Genomic DNA, 21,988 nt, shown 5'->3' on the forward strand with positions numbered 1-21,988 from the left:
CTATCAGCGCAAGAGGGCAGCATTCCCTTGCGCTGATTAAGTATGGACTCAACGCTTGTTCAACCCCCGCGCCAACCGATCCCCACCCAACTGGATCACCGCCACTAACGCCACCAGCAACACGATCACCGTCAACATGATCTGGCTGTCAAAACGTTGATAGCCGTAGCGATAAGCGATATCACCCAAACCGCCCGCACCAATCGCACCGGCCATGGCCGAGGAGTTGATCATCGTCACCAGGGTAATGGTGAAACCACCGACAATCCCCGGCAATGCCTCAGGCAACAACACATGCCAGACGATATGCCAGCGCCGGCAGCCCATCGCCTGCGCGGCCTCGATCAGACCATGGTCTACCTCGCGCAGACTGACTTCGGCAATCCGTGCAAAAAATGGCGTCGCGGCAATGGTCAGCGGCACCACCGCCGCCCACACACCGTAAGTGGTACCGACGATCAAGCGGGTGAACGGAATCAGCGCAACCATCAGAATCAGGAACGGGATCGAGCGGAACAGATTGACGAAGGCGCCCAGCGCACGGTTCAGCACCGGCGCCTCGTAGATGCCGCCCTTGTCGCTGGTGACCAGAATCACTGCCATGGGAATCCCCACCAGCAGCGCGATCAGTGAAGACACGCCGACCATCAAAAACGTATCGATAAAACCCTGCAGCAAGCGATCAAACCACATAGCCCAGTACCTCCACCCGTTGCGCCCACTGCCCGGCGCGTTCGCGCAATTGTCCGGCGTCGAGCGATGAGCCGCTGACGGCCAACAACAGTTGCCCGAGCGCATGGCCCTGAATGCGCTCAACGCCGCCGTGAAGCAGCTTCACCTGGCCACCCAGCGCCGCAAATAATGCGGCCAGATCCGGTTCATCAGCGGCACTGCCAGTGAACTGCAAGCGCAACACCACAGCCGCTTCGCAAGAGGTTGGCTGCGTCAGCAAACGGCTCTGCAACTCCTCCGGCAACGCGTGTTGCAGCGGTGCGAGCAAGGTCTGGCTGACCTCGTGCTGCGGATTGCCAAACACTTCCCAGACCGGGCCTTGCTCGACGATACGGCCGTGCTCAAGCACGACCACGCGGTCGCAGATTTCACGGATCACCGCCATTTCATGGGTGATCAAGACGATGGTCAGACCCAGGCGTTTGTTGATCTCGCGCAGCAGGCCGAGGATCGATTGCGTGGTTTCCGGATCCAGCGCTGAAGTGGCTTCGTCGCACAGCAAAATGTCCGGGTCATGCACCAGCGCGCGGGCGATGCCGACCCGCTGCTTCTGCCCGCCCGACAGTTGCGCCGGATAGGCCTTGTGCTTGCTTTGCAGGCCAACCAGCTCGAGCAATTCGCGGACCTTTTTCTCGCGTTGCTCTTTCGGCACGCCCGCCACTTTCAGCGGCAATTCGACGTTTTGCCAAACGGTCTTGGCCGACATCAGATTGAAATGCTGGAAGATCATGCCGATACGCCGGCGCAATGCGACGAGTCGGTCTTCATCGAATTTGCCGATGTCCACCTGATCGATCAACACCCGGCCCGAGGTCGGTTGTTCGAGACGATTGATCGTGCGGATCAGCGACGATTTGCCAGCGCCGCTGCGGCCGATGATGCCGAACACTTCACCGCGCTGAATCGCCAGATCGACGCCCTGCAATGCCGCGACCGGGCCTTGCCGACCGTTATAGGTTTTGCCCAGGCCGATGAAGCGCACATGGGCGCGATTGAGTTCAGGATGAAGCTCGGTTTTTTCAGCGTTGTGTGGCTCTGGAATGGCCAGTCGCCGTTGGATCGCGGCCGTCATGCTCAGCTTTCCCAGCCGGCTTGATACAGCTTGCCGTGGGCCTTATCCAGCGCGGCGCGCACCACCGGCGAATGCTGGTAGATATCGACGAACTTGATCAGGCGCGGATCGGTTTTGCTCTTCGGCTGGATGACGAACTGGATTACGTATTCCTTGTGATCGAGGCCGTCAAACAGCAGCGCCGAGCCGGCATCGAAAGTCTTCGCCAGGCGAATGTAGGCCGGGTAGCCCTGGACCAGATCGGCATCGTCATAGGCGCGCACCAGTTGCACGGCTTCGACTTGCAGAATCTTGATCTTTTTCGGGTTGGCGACGATGTCGTCCTCGGTGGCTTTGTAGCCCACCCCCGGTTTCAGCGTGATCAACCCGGCCTTGGCCAGCAATTGCAGACCGCGACCGCTGTTGATCGGGTCATTGGCGATGGCGACGCTAGCGCCTTCGGGCAGCTCATCGAAGCTTTTGTATTTCTTCGAATAAAGGCCGACGTTGTTGATGATTCCCGGTGCGAACGGCACCAGGTCAAAACCTGACGCGGCTTTGGCGTTTTCCAGAAACGGGATGTGCTGGAAATAATTCACGTCGATGTCGCCGGCGGCGAGGCTGACGTTCGGCGCGATCCAGTCGGTGAACTCCACCAGTTCGACTTTCAGACCTTGTTTGGAGGCCTCCTCGACGGCGGCTTCCAGAGGGATGGCAAACGCGGCGGTGGTGCCGATTTTCAGCGGCGCATCGGCGGCGAACACCGCCGAACTGAACAGGCCGAAGGCCAGGGCCAGTGCTTTGACTGGGTGGGACAGGAGTTTCTTGGTCATGATGGTTTTTTCCAGTCAGTGCATGAATTTGTGGTGTCTGGGCGGGCCTCATCGCGAGCAGGCTCGCTCCTACATTTGGAATGCGTTCCCCTGTAGGAGTGAGCCTGCTCGCGAAGCTTTTTAATGCCTGTACGAAGATCCGGTGTGTTGATCTGGCAGCTGCGCCGCTTGGTGAAACAACTTCTCGCGCAAGGTGCCGCTGTCATAAGCGGTCTTGTAGGAGCCGCGCCGCTGCAACTCCGGAATCACCAGCTCAATGAAGTCGACGTAGCTCTCCGGGGTAACAATGCGGGTCAGGTTGAAGCCGTCCAGACCGGTTTCGGCGATCCACGCTTCCAGTTCATCGGCGACTTGCCCGGGCGAGCCGACCACGGTGATGTAGCGACCACCGAGCGCGTGCTGGTCGAGCAACTTGCGTCGGGTCCAGTCGTTGTTCTGCAGGTTTTTCGTCGCCGATTGAATGGCGTTGCTCTTCACGTACTGGATCGGTTCGTCGATCTGGTATTGGGAAAAGTCGATGCCGGTCGATGCGGAAAAATGCGCCACGCCTGCCTCGGCACTGGCGTAGCTCAGGTACTCGGCGTGCTTGGCCCACGCCGCTTCTTCGGTGGCGCCGACGATCACGTTGAGGCCCATGAACACCTTGATATCTTCGGGGTTGCGCCCGGCTTCTACGGCGCTGGCGCGGACCTTGTCGACCTGCACTTTGGTCGATGGCTTGTTCTGGCCGCTGATAAATACGCACTCGGCATGACGCCCGGCGAAGAGCAAACCGCGATCGGAACTGCCGGCCTGAAACAGTACCGGTGTGCGTTGCGGCGACGGCTCGCAGAGGTGATAACCCTCGACCTGATAGAACTCGCCGGTATGCTCGACCTTGTGCACTTTGTCGGGCTGCGCATAGATGCGCTGCTCGCGGTCGTTGAGCACCGCGCCGTTTTCCCAGCTGCCTTCCCAAAGTTTGTAGAGCACCTCAAGGTACTCGTCGGCCTGGTCGTAGCGGCGGTCATGTTCGACCTGTTCGCGCAAGCCCATGGCTTTGGCGGCGCTGTCCAGATAACCGGTGACGATATTCCAGCCGACCCGTCCACGGCTCAAATGATCGAGCGTCGACAGGCGTCGGGCGAACAGATACGGCGGTTCGTAAGTGAGGTTGGCGGTCAGGCCGAAACCGAGATTTTTGGTGACGGCCGCCATTGCCGAAACCAGCAACAGCGGATCATTGACCGGTAACTGGATCGACTCTTTCAGCGTCACGTCAACCGAGTTCTGGTAGACGTCGTATACGCCGACGATGTCGGCGATAAACAAGCCGTCGAACAGCCCGCGCTCCAGCAACTGCGCCAGTTCTGTCCAGTATTCAATGGTGTTGTAACGGGTCGAGGTATCGCGCGGATGCGTCCACAAGCCGTGGTTGATATGACCGATGCAGTTCATGTTGAACGCATTGAGCAGGATCTTCTTTTTCGCAGCGGGCATCAGATTGTCCCCCGCAGCGGCGGCTTTTCATCGTTGAGGTAGTAGTTGCCCACCGCGTGATACTTCCAGCGCACCGGGTCGTGCAGGGTGTGCACCCGGGCGTTGCGCCAGTGACGGTCGAGGCCGTGCTCGCTGAGGGTGGCCTGACTGCCAGCCAATTCGAACAGTGTGCTGCCGGCGGCGAGAGAAATCTCTGTGCTGATCGCCCGTGCTTCGGCAACGGCAATCGAGGCAGCGGCGACGGTCTCGGCATTGGTGTCGGCTTGCGCGGCATCGAGAAATTCGCCGGCGCGTTCGAGCAGGGCTTCGGTGGCGTGCAGGCGAATGCTCAAGTGGCCGAAGCTCTTCAGCGTCAGCGGATCTTCGCTGGCGTTGTCGTTCCCCGAGTCGATCCATGGCCGCGTCTTGCTGCGCACAAAATGCAGCGCATCCTCGTAAGCAGCGCGGGCAATACCGGTGTCGATGGCGGCATGAAGAATCTGCGCGAGCGGACCGACGGTGGTCGGGCGTTCGAAAGCGCTCTGGAACGGCAGCACATCGTCAGCCGCTACATACACATCCTCGAACAGCACTGAACCGCTGCCGGTGGTGCGCTGGCCGAAGCCGCTCCAGTCATCGATCACGGTCAGGCCTTTGCTGTCGCGCGGGACGAAAGCCAATTGCTGCACGCCGTGCTCATCGACCACGGACGTCGGAATGCGCTGCGCATAGATCGCGCCGGTTGCGTAGAACTTGCGACCATTGATGCGGTAGCCAGCACCGTCACGCTTGAGGCTGGTGACACGGTCGTGGGCGGTTTTGGTGCCCAGTTCCGCCAGCGCATTACCGAAGCGTTGGCCGGCGAGGACTTCGGCGTATAGCCGCCGTTTCTGCTCGTCGCTGCCATTCACGCGCAGCACTTCAAGTGCGTAGAAATGGTTCTGCGGAATCTGCCCCAGCGAGCCGTCGGCCTGAGCGATCAGCGCGATGACCCTGGCCAGGGTGACATTGGATACGCCAGCGCCACCGTAAGCCTTCGGCACGCTGATGCCCCACAGGCCGGAGCGGGAAAATACTTCGAGCTCCGCCAAGGGCAGGCGGCGTTCGCGGTCGCGCAGGGCACTGTCGCGTTTGAAGTCTTCGGCCAGGTCGCTGGCGACGATCAGCGCCTGCTCATCGCTGGTGATGACTGCGACGGGGTGAGAAAAAGTCATGTGCTTCTCCAGATGTCTGGTCGTTAGATCCAGGAGTGACGAGCAGGCAACGTGCCGTTCAGGCGAAAGGCGCCGACCGCGTGGTATTTCCAGCGCACCGGGTCGTGCAGGGTGTGCACGCGGGCGTTGCGCCAGTGGCGGTCAAGATTGAATTCGGCGAGAGTCGCGCGGCTGCCGGCCAGTTCGAAAAGCTTTTCGCTGGCCTGCAGCGAGATTTCGGTGGTCAGCACTTTCGCCTCGGCCACCGCAATCGAGGCACGTGCGGCGGATTCGGCGGTGAGCGGCGCGGCGTGCACCTGATCGAGCACTTGCCCGGCCTTGCGCAGCAGCGCTTCGGCGGCGTGCAGTTCGATTTTCAGTTTGCCGATGTCGGCGATCACGTAGAGGTCATCGCTGGCGCGCTCGACCTTGGCATCGATCCATGGCCGCGCGCGGGTTTTGACAAAGTCGATCGCATCATCAATGGCGCCACGGGCGATGCCGGCATCGATTGCTGCCTGGATCAACTGCGACACGGCGCCCTGGGTGTTCGGGCTTTCGTTGATCCTCCAGTTGTCGACCACCAACGCCGCGTCGACGCGCACGTTGTTGAGTAAGATCGTGCCGCTGGCGGTGGTGCGCTGGCCGAAGCCCGACCAATCGTCAACGATGCGCAGACCCGGTGTGCCACGACGGACGAAGGCCAGCACTTGCTTGCCGTCATCGTTGAGCGCTTTCACCGCGACCCAATGGGCAAACAGGGCGCCGGTGGAATAGAACTTCTGGCCGTTGATCAGGTAATCGTCGCCGTCGGCGGTGATTCGCGCTTTCAGTTCCAGGGTGTTTTTAGTGCCGCGCTCCGGGCCGGCATTACCGATGCGCCAACCTTCCAGAACACTCTGGAACAGCTGTTTCTTCTGCGCTTCGGTGGCGCTGCCGAGCACCAGATTGAGGATGCCGAACTGATTCTGTGGAATCTGCCCCAGCGCCGGATCGGCGGCGGAAATGATTGCGAACACCTCGGCCAGCGTCACGAACGAAACCTGCGGGCCGCCGTAAGCGCGCGGGATGGCAATACTGCCCAGGCCGCTGCGGGTGAACTGTTCAATTTCCGACCACGGCAACTTGCGCTGGCGATCGCGTTTGGCCGCCTGTACGCGAGCGACCTCCGCCAGTTCCCGGGCGGCCTGGATGGCCTGGGCGTCGTTGCGCAAGACTTGTGCGGGCAACAACAGTGGGGCGATGTCCAGATCCGACTGGACGTTTGCATCGGCCAGACTGGACATCAGCGCCGCTCCCTGGCTGCACGCAATGCCCTGGCGATCTGCACTGGGGTGATTGTGTTCCGGACCATGCTACCTACCTCACATTTCATGAAAAACGCCGCGAAGTGCGACGATTGAAGGAATGTCCGGTGGTCCGGTGCATATACCCTAAACGTGTATAAAAATTAAATAAACTAACTTTTAGGAATATGTATAGAAGGGTGTGTTGGCTGTCTGGTTAACCATTTATCGAGGAATCCTTGTGGGGCGGGGATTTTTCCAGGCCGGGTTGCGAAGCGAGCCCATGAAAGGGACTGCTACGCAGTCCAACGGGGATAAATCCCCTCGCCACGAGGCCCGCTGGTCACAGTCATTTCTTTATGGGTTCGGCGGCTTTGAGTGCTGGTTTCAGCGGCACCTTGAGGTACGGGTTTACACAACCGATTTTCAGCGTCCGTGGTGGCGCCCAGTTCGAGTTGTTGCCGACCCGGTCGATGACGCAGTAGGTCACGTCCAGACGTAGATCCTCACCGGCTTCGACGATGACCGCCGGCGGCACCCAGACCTGAATCGGCAGGTCGAGATCCGCCGCCGTGACCGGTGTCAGGTCCATGCGTACATCGCCCCAGCGCAAGGTGATTTCGTCACCTTCGGCCATGTTCACATAGGGTTCAATGGTCAGCGGCACGCCGCGTTTGATCTGGTTCGGATTGACGCCCTGGCGGCGAATGGCGTCGGGGAGGGTAACGGGCGCCAATTGCTGGTTTTCATCGCCGCAGAGTGTCGATGGCTGGCCACCGGGACAATCGAGTTTGACCTGCACCCGAGTCGCCGCCGACAGCGCGGGGCCATGGCCGACCTGCATGACCCGGTAGTGGATGCGCGCGGCGCCGCTGGCGATGAAACTCTCCGGCACGCGCAGGCTGACTGTGGTGCCGACGTCTTCGGCTGTCAGCACGCGGGAGGCGACATAGCACTTGTTCCAGAACAGTTCGATGAGGTCCCCGCAGTCCATTTCGGGGTAGGGCGGAACCTCGACGAACAGGTGTGCCGCGGCGGCCAGGTTGATAGCGGTTTTTTGCGCTGGCGCCAGAGTCGGCGCTGCCAGTTCGGGGGTATGCGAAGTGCGGGTCATCGATTTCTCTCCTTGAAGCCTTGCAGCGAAGTCCGTTTCTGAAAGAACAAAAGGGCGTGAATAAACTGGCAATAAAACCTGGAACTTTTATTCAAGTTGAATACGGGTTGGTTGAACTAATAGAGGCCAGTTGTCGACTAGATAAGAGGGCGTTGGTCGCGGTGTCAATAGACGGATTTAGTTAACTCGTAAATTACGGGTTAATCAGAAAGTTCCTACGGCGGCGCCGCAGAATGCCTCGGCCTGAAGGCGAAACAAGCCACGTAACCAAGGCGTTTTTATGTTTTTTAACGCGGGTTAATCTGCAGGCATTCACAGCAGATCGAGGTGTTGCCAGCCAAGGATTATCTATTGCGGAACATGAATAGTTAACGCGTCTGATAGTTTTTTCAGGAGAGGAGTGTGCGGCGATATTTCAATCAGGCGGGGGTAACTTCCATCCGTGGAAGTTGTCGGTAGCGCGGTGAAAGTTCTCAGGCGTGGTTGAGAAACTTGCTGAGAAACTGTTGGGTGCGTGGCTCTTTCGGATTGGCAAACAGTGCTTTGGCTTCACCTTGTTCAACAATCACGCCTTTATCGAAAAACACTACCCGGTTGGCCACGTCGCGGGCAAAACCCATCTCGTGGGTGACGATCACCATGGTGCGTTTCTCTTCAGCCAGACTGCGGATGGTCGACAGCACTTCACCGACCAGTTCCGGGTCGAGGGCCGAGGTCGGCTCGTCGAACAGGATCACTTCCGGCTCCATCGCCAGCGCCCGGGCAATCGCCACGCGCTGTTGCTGACCGCCAGAGAGGCGGCGCGGGTAGGCATCCTCTTTGCCGGCGAGGCCAACCTTGGCCAGCAGCCTTTTGCCCAGGGCAGTGGCTTCGTCGCGTGGCATCTTCTTGACCACGATCGGGCCTTCAATGACGTTCTCCAACGCTGTGCGATGGGGAAACAGGTTGAAGTTCTGGAACACGAAGCCGACGTGCTGGCGCAAGTTACGCACCAGGCTCTGCTGCTGGTTCAACGGGCGACGGGTATCGATTTCGATATTGCCGACCTTGATCCGGCCGCTGCTGGGCTCCTCAAGGAAATTCAGGCAGCGCAGGAACGTCGTTTTACCCGAGCCGCTGGGGCCAATGATTGCCACCACCTCGCCTTCCTGCACCTGCAGATCGATGCCGTTGAGCACCACTTGACCCTTGAATTGCTTGGTCAGTTTTTCCACGACGATCATGGGGTCAAGACTCCTGGTCGTGCCGATTGACCCGCTCTTCCAACTTGTTCTGGAAGTGCGAAAGCACTGTGGCCAGAATCCAGTAGATCAGCGCGGCGGCAAGATACATGGTGAAGACTTCGAAAGTCCGGGCGGTAATCAACTGCGCCTGGCGGAACAGTTCCGGTACCTGAATGGTGGCAGCCAGCGCGGTGTCCTTGACCAGTGAAATGAAGCTGTTGCCCAGCGGCGGCAATGCCGTGCGCATGGCTTGCGGCAGGATGGCCCGGCGCAAGGTCTGCGCACGGGTCATGCCGATGCTCGCAGCGGCTTCCCACTGGCCCCGTTCGATCGAACCGATCGCAGCGCGCAGGATTTCACAGGCGTAGGCGGCCATATTCAGTGAGAAGCCGATCAGCGCTGCTGGCAGCGGATCGAGTTCCAGGCCCATTTGTGGCAGGCCGTAATAAATTACGAACAGCTGCACCAGCAACGGCGTGCCACGAAAAAATGACACATAGATGCGTGCCAGCCAACTGACCGACTTGAAGCGCGACAGGCGCATCAGCGCCAGGCCGAAGCCCAGCAGCAGGCCGAAGAACATCCCGCCGAGGCTGAGGACTACCGTGTAGTACGCGCCCTTCAACAGAAAGGGCGCGGAATCCAGCGCGAGTTGGAAAGCTTCTTCCATTATTTAGTAACGTCTGCGTTGAAGTATTTCTTCGACAGCTTCTCAAGAGTGCCGTCAGCACGCAGTTCGCCGAGAGCCTTGTTCACCGCAGCCAGCAGTTCAGGTTCGCCTTTACGCAGGGCGATACCGGATTCCTGACGGGAGAAGGCTTCACCGGCGGCCACGGTTTTCGGGGCTTTCTTGGCGTATTCGAGCGCGGCCAGACGGTCGATCAGGATGGCGTCGGTGCGACCGTTGTTGAGGTCGGCAAACTTGGTCGGATCATCGTCGTAGGTGCGCACATCGGCACCCGGCACGTTGGCGCGGACCCACTGCTCGTAGTTGGTCCCCAGACCTACACCGACTTTCTTGCCGGACAGGTCAGTAGCGGTCTTGATGTTCAGTGCCGCTTCTTTGCTTTTCAGCACCAGGGCTTGAATGCCGGAGACGGTGTACGGTTCAGAGAAGTCGTACTTCTTCTTGCGCTCATCGGAGATGGTGACCTGGTTGACCACGAGGTCCAGACGCTTGGATTCCAGCGCAGCGAGAATGCCGTCCCATTTGGTCGGCTGGATCTTGGCTTTGACGCCGAGTTTCTGTGCCAGGGCTTCGGAGAGCTCGACTTCGAAACCGGACAGCTTGCCGTTTTCGTCGACGAAACTGAACGGTGGGTAAGTGCCTTCCAGGCCGACGTTCAGAACGCCTTTGTCCTTGATCTGCTGCAACTGCTCACCGGCCACTGCCTGGGTGAGCAGGCCGGTGCTCAGCGCCAGGCCCAGCGAGCCGACCAGCAGAGTGCGACGTAGTGCGGAAAAATTCATGACAAGCCCCTGTGTTTTCTTATGGAAGACGCTTAAGGAAGTAGGCAAATTCGTGATGTTGAACGACAGCGCTATCCTGCCTTAAAGCAGCTTATGCGTCTCGCCCGAAATTCGCCTGCGGCGAGACTATATGACGACGTCGTTAGACTTGAAAATAATAAATTACTGATCCTTTAGTCTTTTATCGAATATATCTGTGGCGAGGGAGCTTGCTCCCGCTCGGCTGCGCAGCAGACGCAAAATCTGCCACCACAATCCAATTGAGCTCAGTGATGGCTGAGTTTCGGGGCGTTTCGCACCCCAGCGGGAGCAAGCTCCCTTGCCACAGGCTTTTATGCAGCCAGGAGGATCAGGTGTTCAGAAAATCCTTGTACGCAAACAACGCCGGCGCGCCACCGGTGTGCAGGAAGATGATCGGGCCGTCCTCGAAGCGCTGCCGGCCAATGCCGTCGAGCAGGCCGGCCATGGCCTTGCCGGTGTAGACCGGGTCAAGCAGCAGACCTTCCTGGCCCGCCAACAGTTTCACCGCGGCGAGTGTGCCGGCATTCGGTTCGCCATAACGCGGGGCGAAATATTCATCCCACAACTCGACCTTGAAGCTGGCCGGCAGCTCGACGCCGAGCAGCTCTGCCGTGCGTTCGGCCAGACCCTGCACCTTCGGTCGCTGATCTTCTTCACTGCGCGAAACGGTCACACCAATCACCGGCAATTGTGGCAGCGCTTCCTGCAGGGCCAGCGCCAGACCGCTGTGTGTCCCGGCGCTGCCCGAGGCCAGCACCACCGCGGCGAAATCGAGGCCGCTGTCCTTGATCTGCTCAGCCAGCTCCAGACCTGCGCGTACGTAACCCAAGGCACCGAGTGCGTTGGACCCGCCAATCGGCACCAGATAGGGTTTCTTGCCATTGCTGCGCAGGCGCACGGCGAGGGCGGCCAGTTGTTCGTCGGCGTTGTCGAGGTTGTCGACCAATTCGACTTTGGTGTCGAACAGACCGAGCAGCAAGCGGTTGCCGTTGCCGGTGTAATTGCTGTCATCGGTGCCCAGCGGATTTTCCAGCAGGGCCACGCAGCCGAGGCCGAGCCTGGCGGCGAGTGCGGCGGTCTGGCGGACGTGGTTCGATTGCAAGGCACCGGCGGTGATCAGCGTGTCGGCGCCTTGGGCCAGCGCATCGGCGGCGAGATATTCGAGTTTGCGCAATTTGTTGCCACCCATGGCCAGCGGCGTCAGGTCATCGCGCTTGATGTACACCTCGCGGCCGAGCCATGCGGACAGACGCGGAAGTCTTTCCAGCGGGGTGGGGTGGCTGAGCAGGTCGAGGCGTTTAAAGCGTTCCAGTTGCTGTTTGAGCGGTTGTTTAAACATGGTTCCGTACTGGCGCAGAAAGATAAACGGACTATAGGCACGCCCTTTTGCAGGGGCAACCGCCAATCGCTTATAGCCAAACGAACTGAGCACAGCACTATCAGTTCTTAATTCGCCTTGGCAGGCATCCCTTAAAGTGGTTGCGGTGACGCGGCCAGACAGTCCGGCCGCCCGTGAGGAGTCTTTACCGTGAGCGAGCGTTCCAGCCATTGGCAACTACAGACCATCGTCGGCCAGCTACGCAGTGCGCGGGATCAATGGCGCGCCCGGAACGGCCGGGCCTCCGGCGAGCAGGGCGGACGCGAGTTACCGTCGCGAGCGGCGATGGCGGAGATTCTCGAAGCGCTCTGCGGCGCCTTGTTTCCGATGCGTCTGGGTCCGGTGGACCTGCGCGAGGAAAGTGAAGATTTCTACGTTGGCCACACCCTGGATGTCGCGCTGAACGCGTTGCTGGCGCAGACGCGGCTGGAACTGCGCTATGTCGCCCGGCACAGCGCGCAGGACGATAGCGAAGTCGAAGCCCGCGCCATCCAGATCGTGCAGGATTTCGCCCTGGCATTGCCGGGTCTGCGCACGTTGCTCGATACCGACGTGCTGGCGGCCTATCACGGTGATCCGGCGGCACGCAGTGTCGATGAGGTGCTGTTGTGCTATCCGGGCATTCTCGCCGTCATCCATCATCGTCTGGCGCACCATTTGTACCGCGCCGGGCTGCCGCTGCTGGCGCGGATCAGCGCGGAAATCGCCCACTCGGCCACGGGCATCGATATTCATCCGGGGGCGCAGATTGGCCGCAGTTTCTTTATCGATCACGGCACCGGCGTGGTGATCGGCGAGACCGCGATTATCGGTGAACGCGTGCGGATTTATCAGGCAGTCACCCTGGGGGCCAAGCGCTTCCCGGCGGATGAGGACGGCCAGTTGCAAAAGGGCCATCCGCGCCATCCGATCGTCGAAGACGATGTGGTGATTTACGCCGGGGCGACCATTCTTGGGCGGATTACCATTGGCAAGGGGTCGACCATTGGTGGCAACGTGTGGCTGACGCGCAGCGTGCCGGCGGGGTGCAATCTGACCCAAGCGAATCTGCAGCATGATGACGGGACGCAGAAGTAAGCTTCTGAATGTGCTTCGCGGCTGCTGACCTCTTCGCGAGCAAGCCCGCTCCCACATTGGATCTGTGACCGGCACAAATCCCCTGTGGGTGCGGGCTTGCTCACGAAAGACTTTCAGGCCGGATCGAGGTAGTGGCCTTCAGCCAATTCATCAGTGAACGAAACGCGGCAAACCCACGTCATACGCCTCCTTGGGCTACTGTAGGAAATCTACCGCCCAGCCTTGCGATTAGTCCTTACTACCCTATCCATGTTTAACTTGAACGTTCATTCAAGTTAAACCGGTGGTTCGCTGCCCGCTCACAACAGGAGGCTTGCCTTTGCTGAGTCCGATCATTTCAGCCATGTTTCATTGCTTCGAGGTGCACGTTTCATGAGTGCATCGTCCACCCCCGCCAGCGGTCTGGTACGCATGAACCCGCCGGTGTTCTACTTCGCCGCGACGGTGATTCTGCTGTTTGGCCTTGTCGTCATCGCCATGCCCGAACAGGCCGGCGCCTGGTTGCTGGAAGCGCAGAACTGGGCGGCCAATACGGTCGGCTGGTATTACATGCTCGCGATGACCCTGTATCTGGTCTTCGTGGTGGTCACCGCGTTATCCGGCTACGGCAAGATAAAACTCGGTGCCGACCACGACGAGCCCGAATTCAGTTACCTGTCCTGGGCCGGCATGCTGTTCGCCGCCGGGATCAGCATCACGCTGTTTTTCTTCTGTGTTTCCGAACCGCTGACCCACATGCTGCAACCGCCGCAGGGCGAGGCCGGTACGGCGGATGCGGCGCGACAAGCGATGCAGATTCTGTTTTTGCATTGGGGCCTGCATGGCTGGGGCGTGTTCGCCTTTGTCGGCATGGCGCTGGCCTACTTCGCCTATCGTCACAACCTGCCGCTGGCCCTGCGTTCGGCGCTTTATCCGCTGATCGGCAAGCGCATCAACGGCCCCATCGGCTATGCGGTGGACGGTTTCGGTATCATCGCCACGGTGTTCGGTCTCGGTGCCGACATGGGCTTTGGCGTGTTGCACCTGAATTCGGGCCTGGACTATCTGTTCGGCATCGCCCACACCCAGTGGATTCAGGTCGGCCTGATCACGCTGATGATGGGCGCGGCAATTATCGTTGCGGTCTCTGGCGTCGATAAAGGCGTGCGGGTGATGTCCGATATCAACATGCTGCTGGCCTGCGGGCTGTTGCTGTTTGTGCTGTTCGCCGGGCCGACGCAGCACTTGCTCAATACCTTGATCCAGAACGTCGGCGACTACCTCGGCGCCTTGCCGATGAAGAGTTTCGACCTCTACGCCTATGACAAGCCGAGCGACTGGCTCGGTGGCTGGACGGTGTTCTACTGGGCCTGGTGGATCGCCTGGTCACCGTTCGTGGGCCTGTTCATCGCGCGGATTTCTCGCGGCCGGACCATTCGCGAATTCGTCTTCGGTGTGCTGCTGATTCCGCTTGGTTTCACCCTCGCGTGGATGTCGATTTTCGGCAACAGCGCCCTTGATCAAGTGCTCAACCACGGCATGAGCGCGCTGGGCATGTCGGCCCTCGATAATCCCTCAATGAGCATTTATCTGCTGCTGGAAACCTATCCGTGGAGCAAAACCGTTATCGCCGTGACGGTGTTCATCAGCTTCGTGTTCTTCGTCACCTCTGCCGACTCCGGCACCGTTGTGCTCTCGACGTTGTCGGCCAAGGGCGGCAACCCGGATGAAGACGGGCCGAAATGGCTGCGGGTGTTCTGGGGCGCGATGACTGCGCTGATCACCAGTGCCTTGCTGTTTTCCGGCAGCATCGATGCGCTGAAGTCTGCCGTGGTGCTGACCTCCTTGCCGTTCTCGTTGATCCTGCTGCTGATGATGTGGGGCCTGCACAAGGCGTTCTATCTGGAGTCGCAAAAGCAGATTGCGCAACTGCATTCGCTGGCGCCGGTCTCCGGTTCGCGGCGCGGCACGGGCGGCTGGCGCCAGCGCCTGAGTCAGGCGGTGCATTTCCCTTCGCGCGATGAGGTGTACCGTTTCATGGACACCACGGTGCGCCCGGCGATCGAAGAAGTGACCGCGGTGTTTGTCGAAAAAGGCCTGAACGTGGTGACTCAGCCAGATCCGGCGCATGACAACGTCAGCCTGGAAATCGGCCATGGCGAGCAGCATCCGTTCATCTATCAGGTGCAGATGCGCGGCTACTTCACGCCGTCCTTCGCCCGTGGCGGCATGGGTTCCAAGCAGCTCAACAACCGCCGCTACTACCGCGCCGAAGTGCATCTGAGCGAGGGCAGTCAGGACTACGATCTGGTCGGCTATACCAAAGAACAGATCATCAACGACATCCTCGACCAGTACGAACGGCACATGCAGTTCCTGCACCTGGTGCGTTGATCGACGACTCGGCGCTCAGCAGCTTCAGGCCGAAAAAAGCTTGATGGCGGTTGCGCGACTATGCCTGCAAAGTCTGCGGTATGTGATCCGCAGCCTTCGCGGGCAAGCCCGCTCCCACAGTTTTTTGGGTTGATACAGAGTTTGTGAACGACGCGAAATCCTGTGGGAGCGGGCTTTGCCCGCGAGGCATATTGTCAGTCGACAATTGAAGTAGCTGACACTGCGCTTTCGCGAGCAAGCCCGCTCTTACTGGCGTGCGCAATTGCGCAGGATGCTCTCGCGTTCGATGACTGTGCATTGCAACAAATTCAGCCGCTGCACCTCATCGCATGGCAGCACCCCAAGGCTTTCCAGCACCCGCGTTGCCGCCAGCACTCCAATCTCCAGCGCCGGCGGCTTGATCGTGCTCAGACTCGGCAGCAGCATTTCGGCAAACGGGTAATCGCCGAAGCCCATCACAGCGCAGTCTTCCGGGATTCTGATTCCGGCGCGTTGCCCGGCGAGCAAGCCGCCGGCGGCGAGGTTATCGTTGGCGAAGATGATTGCGTCGGGTCGCGGTGAGGCATTCATCAAGACGTCCATCGCTTGCTTGCCGGCCTCGAACGGTGCGCGGTCGGTGTCTGGGGCGAACACCCATGGTTCAAGTCCTGCGGCGCGCAACGTCGCGGCATAACCGTCGCGGCGCTCCAGTGCACTGAAGTCGCCGGGCGCGCTGTTTTGTACAAACGCGATGCGTTGGTAGCCTTTTTTCAGCAGATGTCTCGCTGCCGCTACGCCCACTTCAACATGCGAGAAACCAATCTGCATCGGTCCACGTTCGGGCTGGTAATCCCAGGTCTCGATGATGGGAACATCTGCCTCGGCAATCATCTTCTCCGTGCCTGCGCTGTGGAAATGGCTGGTCAGCACCAGCGCCGCCGGCGACCAGCCGAGGAAAGCGCGCACGGCGTTTTCTTCCTGCCCGATATCGAAGTAACTCGACGCCAGCAACAGCTGATAACCGTGACGGCTCAGGGTGTCGCTGAAGCCTTGAATCGTATTGGCGAAGATCGGCCCGGAGATGTTCGGGATCACCATGCCGACGATTTTCCCCCGCGCCGAAGCCAGACCGCCGGCGACGAGATTGGGCACGTAACCTAATTCGGCCACGACGGCTGCGATCCGTTCTCGGCGTTCGGGCGAGACCTGTTCGGGCTGGTTGAAATAACGCGATACGGTGATCGCCGAAACACCGGCCTTGCGCGCCACGGCACTTAACGTCACACGGCCGGCGCCTCGGCGTTTGCGGGGCTTTTGTTCGCTCAAGGCTCAGTCCTTTATAAAAACAAAATCGCATATAAAAGTAATTTTTCAGTATTGGACGCTCTATGCGCGGCTTGCCAATACTGACGATGTTAGCGCTAACAAAGCGCGTTGTCTGCTACTCGCTCGAGCGAATGCCGAAGACAGATTTCAGGCGCTGTCGTCGCAGAACGGCAGCGATTCAGAACCATTTTCGAGCGGATGCACATGAATAACTTTCCTGGGGCGAGACACACACTGGCGCAGGCGATTCGCGCCGCGGGCTGGATCTTTACCGGGTTAGCGGCGCTGCCAGTGCCCAGCGCATTTGCCGCTGACAGCAGCGATCAGGAACCGACCCTGAAATCGGTGACGGTCACCGCCACCCGCCGCGAAGAGTCGCTGCAAAAAGTACCGGTGGCAGTATCGGTGATCGACGGCGAGCAACTGGAGCGCGACAACCGCAATGGTGTGGCGAGCATTGTCCAGCAAGTGCCGTCGCTGAATTTTCGTACCGGTGCGTCGAACAAGGACACCTCGTTGTTTGTTCGCGGCGTCGGCACGATTTCCACCTCGCCCGGCGTCGAGCCGACCGTGGCCACGGTGATCGATGGCGTGGTGTATGCGCGTCCGGGGCAGACGACGCTGGATCTTCTCGACCTGCAGCGTGTCGAGGTATTGCGCGGGCCGCAGGGCACGCTGTTCGGCAAGAATGCCTCGGCCGGAGTGCTCAATATCACCAGCAAGGCACCGACCGCCGAGACCCATGGCTACATCGATCAGGCGTACTACAGCGGCAACGAAAGCCGCACTCGGTTCGGCATTGGCGGCAGCCTGATTCCGGACACGTTGAAGGGCTCGATCAGCACTTTGTTCGGCACTTACGACGGTAACGTTGACAATCAGCACAACGGCCAGGAGGTGAACGGTTATAACCATCGCGGCGCACGCGGCAAGCTCGAATTCACGCCGAACGATGACGTCACGTTCACCCTGATTGCCGACTACATGCAGTCCCTTGATGACGGCCCTAACGGCGTCGTCAGCCAGTCGTTGACCCCGGCCTTCGCCAATGCGCTGAGCCCCGTCAATGCCACCGCTCACAATCGCGACATCAACACCGACACCCGCTCTCACGTCGAGGACGTCAACAAAGGTCTGTCCGGCCAGCTCGACTGGCAACTGGGCGATTACACGCTGACTTCGATCACCGCGTGGCGCGGCTGGGACAACACCCAGTATCAGGACGGCGACCGTCTCGGCGCTGTAACAGCCGCGTTCCCGGGTACGGCGGACAAGGGCGATCTGGCTTTCGACCAATACTCGCAGGAGCTGCGTCTGTCCTCGCCGAAAGGCGAATTTCTCGAATACGTCGGCGGCTTGTTCTACATGCACGGCAAGGACGACGAGACTTATCAGCGCACGTTGACCACTACCACGCGCACCGATCGTGGTGTCGCCAACTACAGCACCACCAGCGACAGCTACGCGGTGTTCGGCGAGAGCACGCTGAATTTCACCTCGGATTTTCGCGGCATCGCCGGGCTGCGCTACACCCACGATGATCTGGAATACGATCATCGCCGCGTCTCGACTTCGGCAGCCACCGTCAGCGGCATTCAACCGGCGACCAGCAGCTCAGGCTCGGTGGACGAAGACGGTTGGTCCGGTCGCCTCGGTGTGCAATACGACCTGAGCGACACGGTGACCACCTACCTGACCTACTCGCGCGGCTACAAAGGCCCGGCCTACAACGTGTTCTTCAACATGCAGCCGCGTGACACCGAAGCACTGAAGCCGGAGACCTCGAACACTTGGGAGGCGGGAATCAAAGCCACCTCCTGGAACAATCGCCTGACCACCAACCTGGCGGTGTTCCACAGCGAGTACGACAACTATCAGGCGAACTTTTTCGACACTGTCGCCGGGCAAGTGGTGACGCGGCTGATCAACGCCGGCAGCGTCATCAGCGAAGGTGTCGAACTGGATTACGCCTTGCAAGCCACCCGGCAATTGAAATTCTCCGGCGCACTGGCCTACACCCGCGCACGCATCGACGAATTCGCCTGCCCGGCCGGCGCGGCGGCATCGTGCAACGTCAACGGCAAGCCGCTGCCATTCAGCCCTGACTGGAAAAGCTACGTGCGCGCCGACTACAGCATTCCGCTGGACAATGGCCTGGATATCGAACTCGGCACCGACTACAGCTGGCAGAGCGAAGTGCAGTACGACATCAGCCAGAATCCGGACACCAAACAGGGCGCCTATGGGCTGTGGAACGCCAGTGTCGCATTGGCCGATTACAGCAATGGCTGGCGCGTCGCCTTGCTCGGCAAGAACCTCGCCGACAAGTCGTATTCGCCGTTGCTGGCCAGTGGCGGCAGCTACATCTATCGCGCCGTGCCACGGGATGACGAGCGCTACTTTGGCGTGCAACTGCGCAAGGATTTCTGAGATGAGCAGACAGATGAAACTCGGTGCGTTTCTCATGGCGACCGGGCACCACGTGGCAGCGTGGCGGCATCCGGATGTGCCGGCAGATGCTGGGCTGGACTTTGTCCATTACAAACGCCTGGCGCAGATCGCCGAAGGAGCAAAGTTCGATGCGCTGTTTGTCGCCGATAGCGTTGCCGCACCGACCCAGGACATCGCCAGCCGCATGGCCCGTTCCGATCACTTCGAGCCGTTGACGCTGCTCTCGGCATTGAGCGCGGTCACCGAGCACATCGGTCTGATCGCTACAGCGACCACCAGTTACAACGAGCCGTATCACGTCGCACGCAAGTTCGCTTCGCTCGATCACCTGAGCGGCGGGCGCGCCGGCTGGAATCTGGTGACCTCGGACAACGCTGCCGAAGCGCTGAATTTCGGGCGTGATGAACATATCGGCCATGCCGAACGCTACAGCCGTGCGCGCGAATTTCACCAGGTGGTCACCGGGCTTTGGGACAGTTGGGAGGACGATGCGTTTGTGCGCAACAAGGTCAGCGGGGCTTATTACGATCCCGCAAAGCTCCACGTGCTCGATCATGTCGGCGAGCATTTCAGGGTAAAAGGACCGCTGAATGTAGCCCGTTCGCCACAGGGCCAACCGGTGATCATCCAGGCCGGCTCTTCCGAAACCGGGCGCGAACTGGCGGCGCAAACGGCAGAAGTGGTGTTCACCGCGCAGACTTCGCTGGCCGCTGCTCAGACGTTTTATGCCGACATCAAAGGGCGCTTGAGCAAGTTCGGGCGCGGTCGCGACTCGCTGAAAATCATGCCAGGCGTATATGTCGTGGTGGGTGCCACCGAGACTCAGGCGCAGGAAAAGTCTGAAACGTTTCAGCCATTAGTCGAACCCGAGGTGGGCGTCGCGCTGCTTGGGCGTATGCTGGGCAACTTCGACTTGGCGAAGTATCCGCTGGACGGGCCGCTGCCGCCGTTGCCATTGACTGATAGCGGTCAGCAGAGCCGGCAGAAACTGCTGACCGAACTGGCGGGCCGGGAACAACTGACCCTCGCCGAGCTAGGTCGCAGGATCGCTGGCGGACGTGGGCATTACAGCCTGGTCGGTACGCCTGAGCAGATCGCCGATCGCCTGCAGGAGTGGTTTGAACAGGGCGCGGCGGATGGCTTCAATGTTCTGGTGCCGCACCTGCCGGGCGGACTGGAAGATTTCGCCAATGGCGTGGTGCCGGAACTGCAGCGGCGCGGGTTGTTCAGAACTGAATATGAGGGTCGGACGCTGCGCCAGAATCTGGGTCTGGGCCGACCTGCAAATCGCTTTGCATGATTGATGGGCTTTTGTGGCGAGGGGATTCATCCCCGTTCGGCTGCGAAGCAGTCGTAAAACCAGCGCACTCGGTATACCTGACTCGCCGAAGTTCCAGGTTTTGGGGCGGCTTCGCCACCCAACGGGGATAAATCCCCTCGCCACATAGGTTTGATTTCAGCCTTCACACATAGGTTTGATTTCAGCCTTCAATCTGCTGTTAAATCAAACAAGAGAGGATTCGATGACTTACACCGCTGCCGAAAACCGCTACGACTCCATTCCTTACCGCCGCGTCGGCCGCAGCGGTCTGGTGTTGCCGGCGCTGTCGCTGGGCCTGTGGCACAACTTTGGCGACAGCACGCCGATCGACACCCAGCGCGCCTTGTTGCGCACCGCGTTCGACCTGGGGATCAACCACTTCGATCTCGCCAACAACTACGGTCCGCCCTATGGCAGCGCCGAAACCAATTTCGGTCGCCTGCTGCGCGAAGACTTCAAGCCCTACCGCGACGAACTGATCATTTCCAGCAAGGCCGGCTGGGACATGTGGCCCGGCCCTTACGGCCAGGGCGGTGGTTCGCGCAAGTACGTGCTGGCCAGCCTCGACCAGAGCCTGCAACGCCTCGGTCTGGACTATGTGGATATCTTTTATTCGCACCGCTTTGACCCGGACACGCCGCTGGAAGAAACCGCCAGCGCCCTCGCCACTGCCGTGCAACAGGGCAAGGCGCTCTATATCGGTATCTCGTCTTACTCAGGGGTGAAAACCCGTGAAATGGCTGCACTGCTGAAAGAGTGGAAAGTGCCGTTGTTGATTCATCAACCGGCGTACAACCTGCTCAATCGCTGGGTGGAAAAGGACTTGCTGGACACCACCGATGAACTCGGTACCGGCGTGATTGCGTTCACACCGTTGGCCCAGGGCCTGCTGACCGACAAATACCTCAACGGCGTGCCGGCGGATGCGCGCGTCAATCGTCCGGGCGGCGGTTCGTTGCAGGCCTCGCATTTGTCCGAGGCCAATATTGCCCATGTCCGGGCGCTGAATGAAATCGCCCGCCGTCGTGGTCAGAGTCTGGCGCAACTGGCGCTGGCATGGACACTGCGTGATTCGCGGGTGACCTCGGCGTTGATCGGCGCAAGCCGGCCGCAGCAGATCATCGAGAACGTCGGAGCCTTGAGCAACCTGAGCTTCAGCGCTGAGGAGCTGGCGGAGATTGACCGGTTTGCCCAGGAGGGCGGGATCAATCTTTGGGAAAAACCGTCGACGGCGGAATAAATGATGCCCGCGCCCGCTCTCTCGCCGCAGAGAGCGGGCGCGAGGTTTTCCGACGGCAAAGCGTCAGATCAAGCCGCCTTCCTCTTCGTCGATCAACTGGCTCAACCCGCCCAGCGCCTCACGCGCCTGCGTGCGGTCCATCAATTTGGCCTGGGCCGCCGGTGGCAGGTCGGTGACGCGGATCACGCCTTTCTGGGTCAGCACCTGAATCAGGTCATCGAGAACCCGAATCATTTCAAAGTCGCTCTGCTTGAGCTGCCTGAGGCTGTTTTCCACCGCCTCGTTGGCGTACCACGCCTGGATTTCATGGTTATCGGCGGGCAGCGTCTCCGTGGCCTCGGCATAGGCCGCGGCTTCCACGCGAATCAACTGACCTTGCGCATCGCGTTGCACGTAAAACATTGAGCATCCCTCGGAAGTGAACCAGCGTCATGCTGTCAGCAGCATAGCCAACTGCGCGTC

General features: G+C 60.1%; 18 protein-coding genes. 5 read left to right on the forward strand and 13 right to left on the reverse strand.

From position 1 onward, the window contains the following. Positions 1-48: 48 nt before the first annotated feature. From HU765_RS17785 to HU765_RS17835, 11 genes are all read right to left on the reverse strand, one after another. Positions 49-693, reverse strand: a complete 645-nt coding sequence (locus HU765_RS17785; protein ID WP_034151854.1) for a methionine ABC transporter permease — start codon at positions 691-693, stop codon at positions 49-51. Further along, the gene (locus HU765_RS17790) at positions 683-1,804 is read right to left on the reverse strand and encodes an ATP-binding cassette domain-containing protein (protein ID WP_186622005.1); all 1,122 of its coding nucleotides are present in this window, start codon (positions 1,802-1,804) and stop codon (positions 683-685) included. The genes HU765_RS17785 and HU765_RS17790 overlap by 11 nt, the downstream gene beginning before the upstream one ends. 2 nt (positions 1,805-1,806) lie before the next feature. Then, positions 1,807-2,616, reverse strand: a complete 810-nt coding sequence (locus HU765_RS17795; protein WP_186622007.1) for a MetQ/NlpA family ABC transporter substrate-binding protein — start codon at positions 2,614-2,616, stop codon at positions 1,807-1,809. 120 nt (positions 2,617-2,736) lie between these two features. Then, positions 2,737-4,095 carry an LLM class flavin-dependent oxidoreductase gene (locus HU765_RS17800; RefSeq protein WP_186622009.1) on the reverse strand — a complete coding sequence of 453 codons (1,359 nt, stop codon included), beginning with the start codon at positions 4,093-4,095 and terminating at the stop codon, positions 2,737-2,739. Next, a complete protein-coding gene (locus HU765_RS17805; RefSeq protein WP_186622011.1) occupies positions 4,095-5,288 on the reverse strand; it encodes an SfnB family sulfur acquisition oxidoreductase in 1,194 nt (397 codons plus the stop codon). The genes HU765_RS17800 and HU765_RS17805 overlap by 1 nt, the downstream gene beginning before the upstream one ends. Before the next feature lie 23 nt (positions 5,289-5,311). Next, the gene (locus tag HU765_RS17810) at positions 5,312-6,553 is read right to left on the reverse strand and encodes an SfnB family sulfur acquisition oxidoreductase (protein WP_186622013.1); all 1,242 of its coding nucleotides are present in this window, start codon (positions 6,551-6,553) and stop codon (positions 5,312-5,314) included. Between the two features lie 349 nt (positions 6,554-6,902). Next, positions 6,903-7,667, reverse strand: a complete 765-nt coding sequence (locus HU765_RS17815) for a hypothetical protein (RefSeq protein WP_186622015.1) — start codon at positions 7,665-7,667, stop codon at positions 6,903-6,905. 473 nt (positions 7,668-8,140) lie between these two features. Continuing rightward, entirely contained in the window at positions 8,141-8,890 is a 750-nt protein-coding gene (tcyN, locus tag HU765_RS17820) for an L-cystine ABC transporter ATP-binding protein TcyN (protein WP_186551515.1), read from the reverse strand. A gap of 4 nt (positions 8,891-8,894) precedes the next feature. Then, a complete protein-coding gene (tcyL, locus tag HU765_RS17825; RefSeq protein ID WP_186622017.1) occupies positions 8,895-9,560 on the reverse strand; it encodes a cystine ABC transporter permease in 666 nt (221 codons plus the stop codon). Next, entirely contained in the window at positions 9,560-10,360 is an 801-nt protein-coding gene (gene tcyJ, locus HU765_RS17830; RefSeq protein WP_186622019.1) for a cystine ABC transporter substrate-binding protein, read from the reverse strand. Before tcyJ ends, tcyL begins: the two co-directional genes overlap by 1 nt. 349 nt (positions 10,361-10,709) lie before the next feature. Beyond that, positions 10,710-11,720, reverse strand: coding sequence for a D-cysteine desulfhydrase (locus HU765_RS17835; RefSeq protein ID WP_186622021.1), 1,011 nt, complete (start codon positions 11,718-11,720; stop codon positions 10,710-10,712). A 189-nt stretch (positions 11,721-11,909) separates the two neighbouring features. Here HU765_RS17835 and epsC point away from each other — a divergent pair, with 189 nt between their 5' ends. Continuing rightward, the gene (gene epsC / locus HU765_RS17840) at positions 11,910-12,836 is read left to right on the forward strand and encodes a serine O-acetyltransferase EpsC (RefSeq protein ID WP_186622023.1); all 927 of its coding nucleotides are present in this window, start codon (positions 11,910-11,912) and stop codon (positions 12,834-12,836) included. Positions 12,837-13,247: 411 nt separating this feature from the next. Further along, positions 13,248-15,209, forward strand: a complete 1,962-nt coding sequence (betT, locus tag HU765_RS17845) for a choline transporter BetT (protein ID WP_186551558.1) — start codon at positions 13,248-13,250, stop codon at positions 15,207-15,209. Between the two features lie 246 nt (positions 15,210-15,455). On the opposite strand, the gene HU765_RS17850 is transcribed toward betT, so the two are convergent. After that, positions 15,456-16,514 (reverse strand): LacI family DNA-binding transcriptional regulator, encoded by a 1,059-nt coding sequence (locus HU765_RS17850; protein WP_186622025.1) that lies wholly within the window; start codon positions 16,512-16,514, stop codon positions 15,456-15,458. A 204-nt stretch (positions 16,515-16,718) separates the two neighbouring features. On the opposite strand from HU765_RS17850, the gene HU765_RS17855 reads away from it, so the two are divergent. The 3 genes from HU765_RS17855 to mgrA all read left to right on the forward strand — a co-directional run bounded on the left by HU765_RS17855 (position 16,719) and on the right by mgrA (position 21,526). Next, entirely contained in the window at positions 16,719-18,944 is a 2,226-nt protein-coding gene (locus tag HU765_RS17855) for a TonB-dependent receptor (protein WP_186622027.1), read from the forward strand. Between the two features lies 1 nt (position 18,945). Continuing rightward, complete coding sequence (locus tag HU765_RS17860; protein ID WP_186622029.1) at positions 18,946-20,265, forward strand: LLM class flavin-dependent oxidoreductase; 1,320 nt, start codon at positions 18,946-18,948, stop codon at positions 20,263-20,265. A 223-nt stretch (positions 20,266-20,488) separates the two neighbouring features. Beyond that, positions 20,489-21,526, forward strand: coding sequence for an L-glyceraldehyde 3-phosphate reductase (gene mgrA / locus HU765_RS17865; protein WP_186551507.1), 1,038 nt, complete (start codon positions 20,489-20,491; stop codon positions 21,524-21,526). A 63-nt stretch (positions 21,527-21,589) separates the two neighbouring features. On the opposite strand, the gene HU765_RS17870 is transcribed toward mgrA, so the two are convergent. After that, the gene (locus tag HU765_RS17870) at positions 21,590-21,928 is read right to left on the reverse strand and encodes a tryptophan synthase subunit beta (RefSeq protein ID WP_186551506.1); all 339 of its coding nucleotides are present in this window, start codon (positions 21,926-21,928) and stop codon (positions 21,590-21,592) included. Positions 21,929-21,988 lie beyond the last annotated feature (60 nt).

The sequence above is a fragment of the Pseudomonas sp. SWRI81 genome (assembly GCF_014268545.1).
GTDB lineage: Bacteria > Pseudomonadota > Gammaproteobacteria > Pseudomonadales > Pseudomonadaceae > Aquipseudomonas > Aquipseudomonas hamedanensis.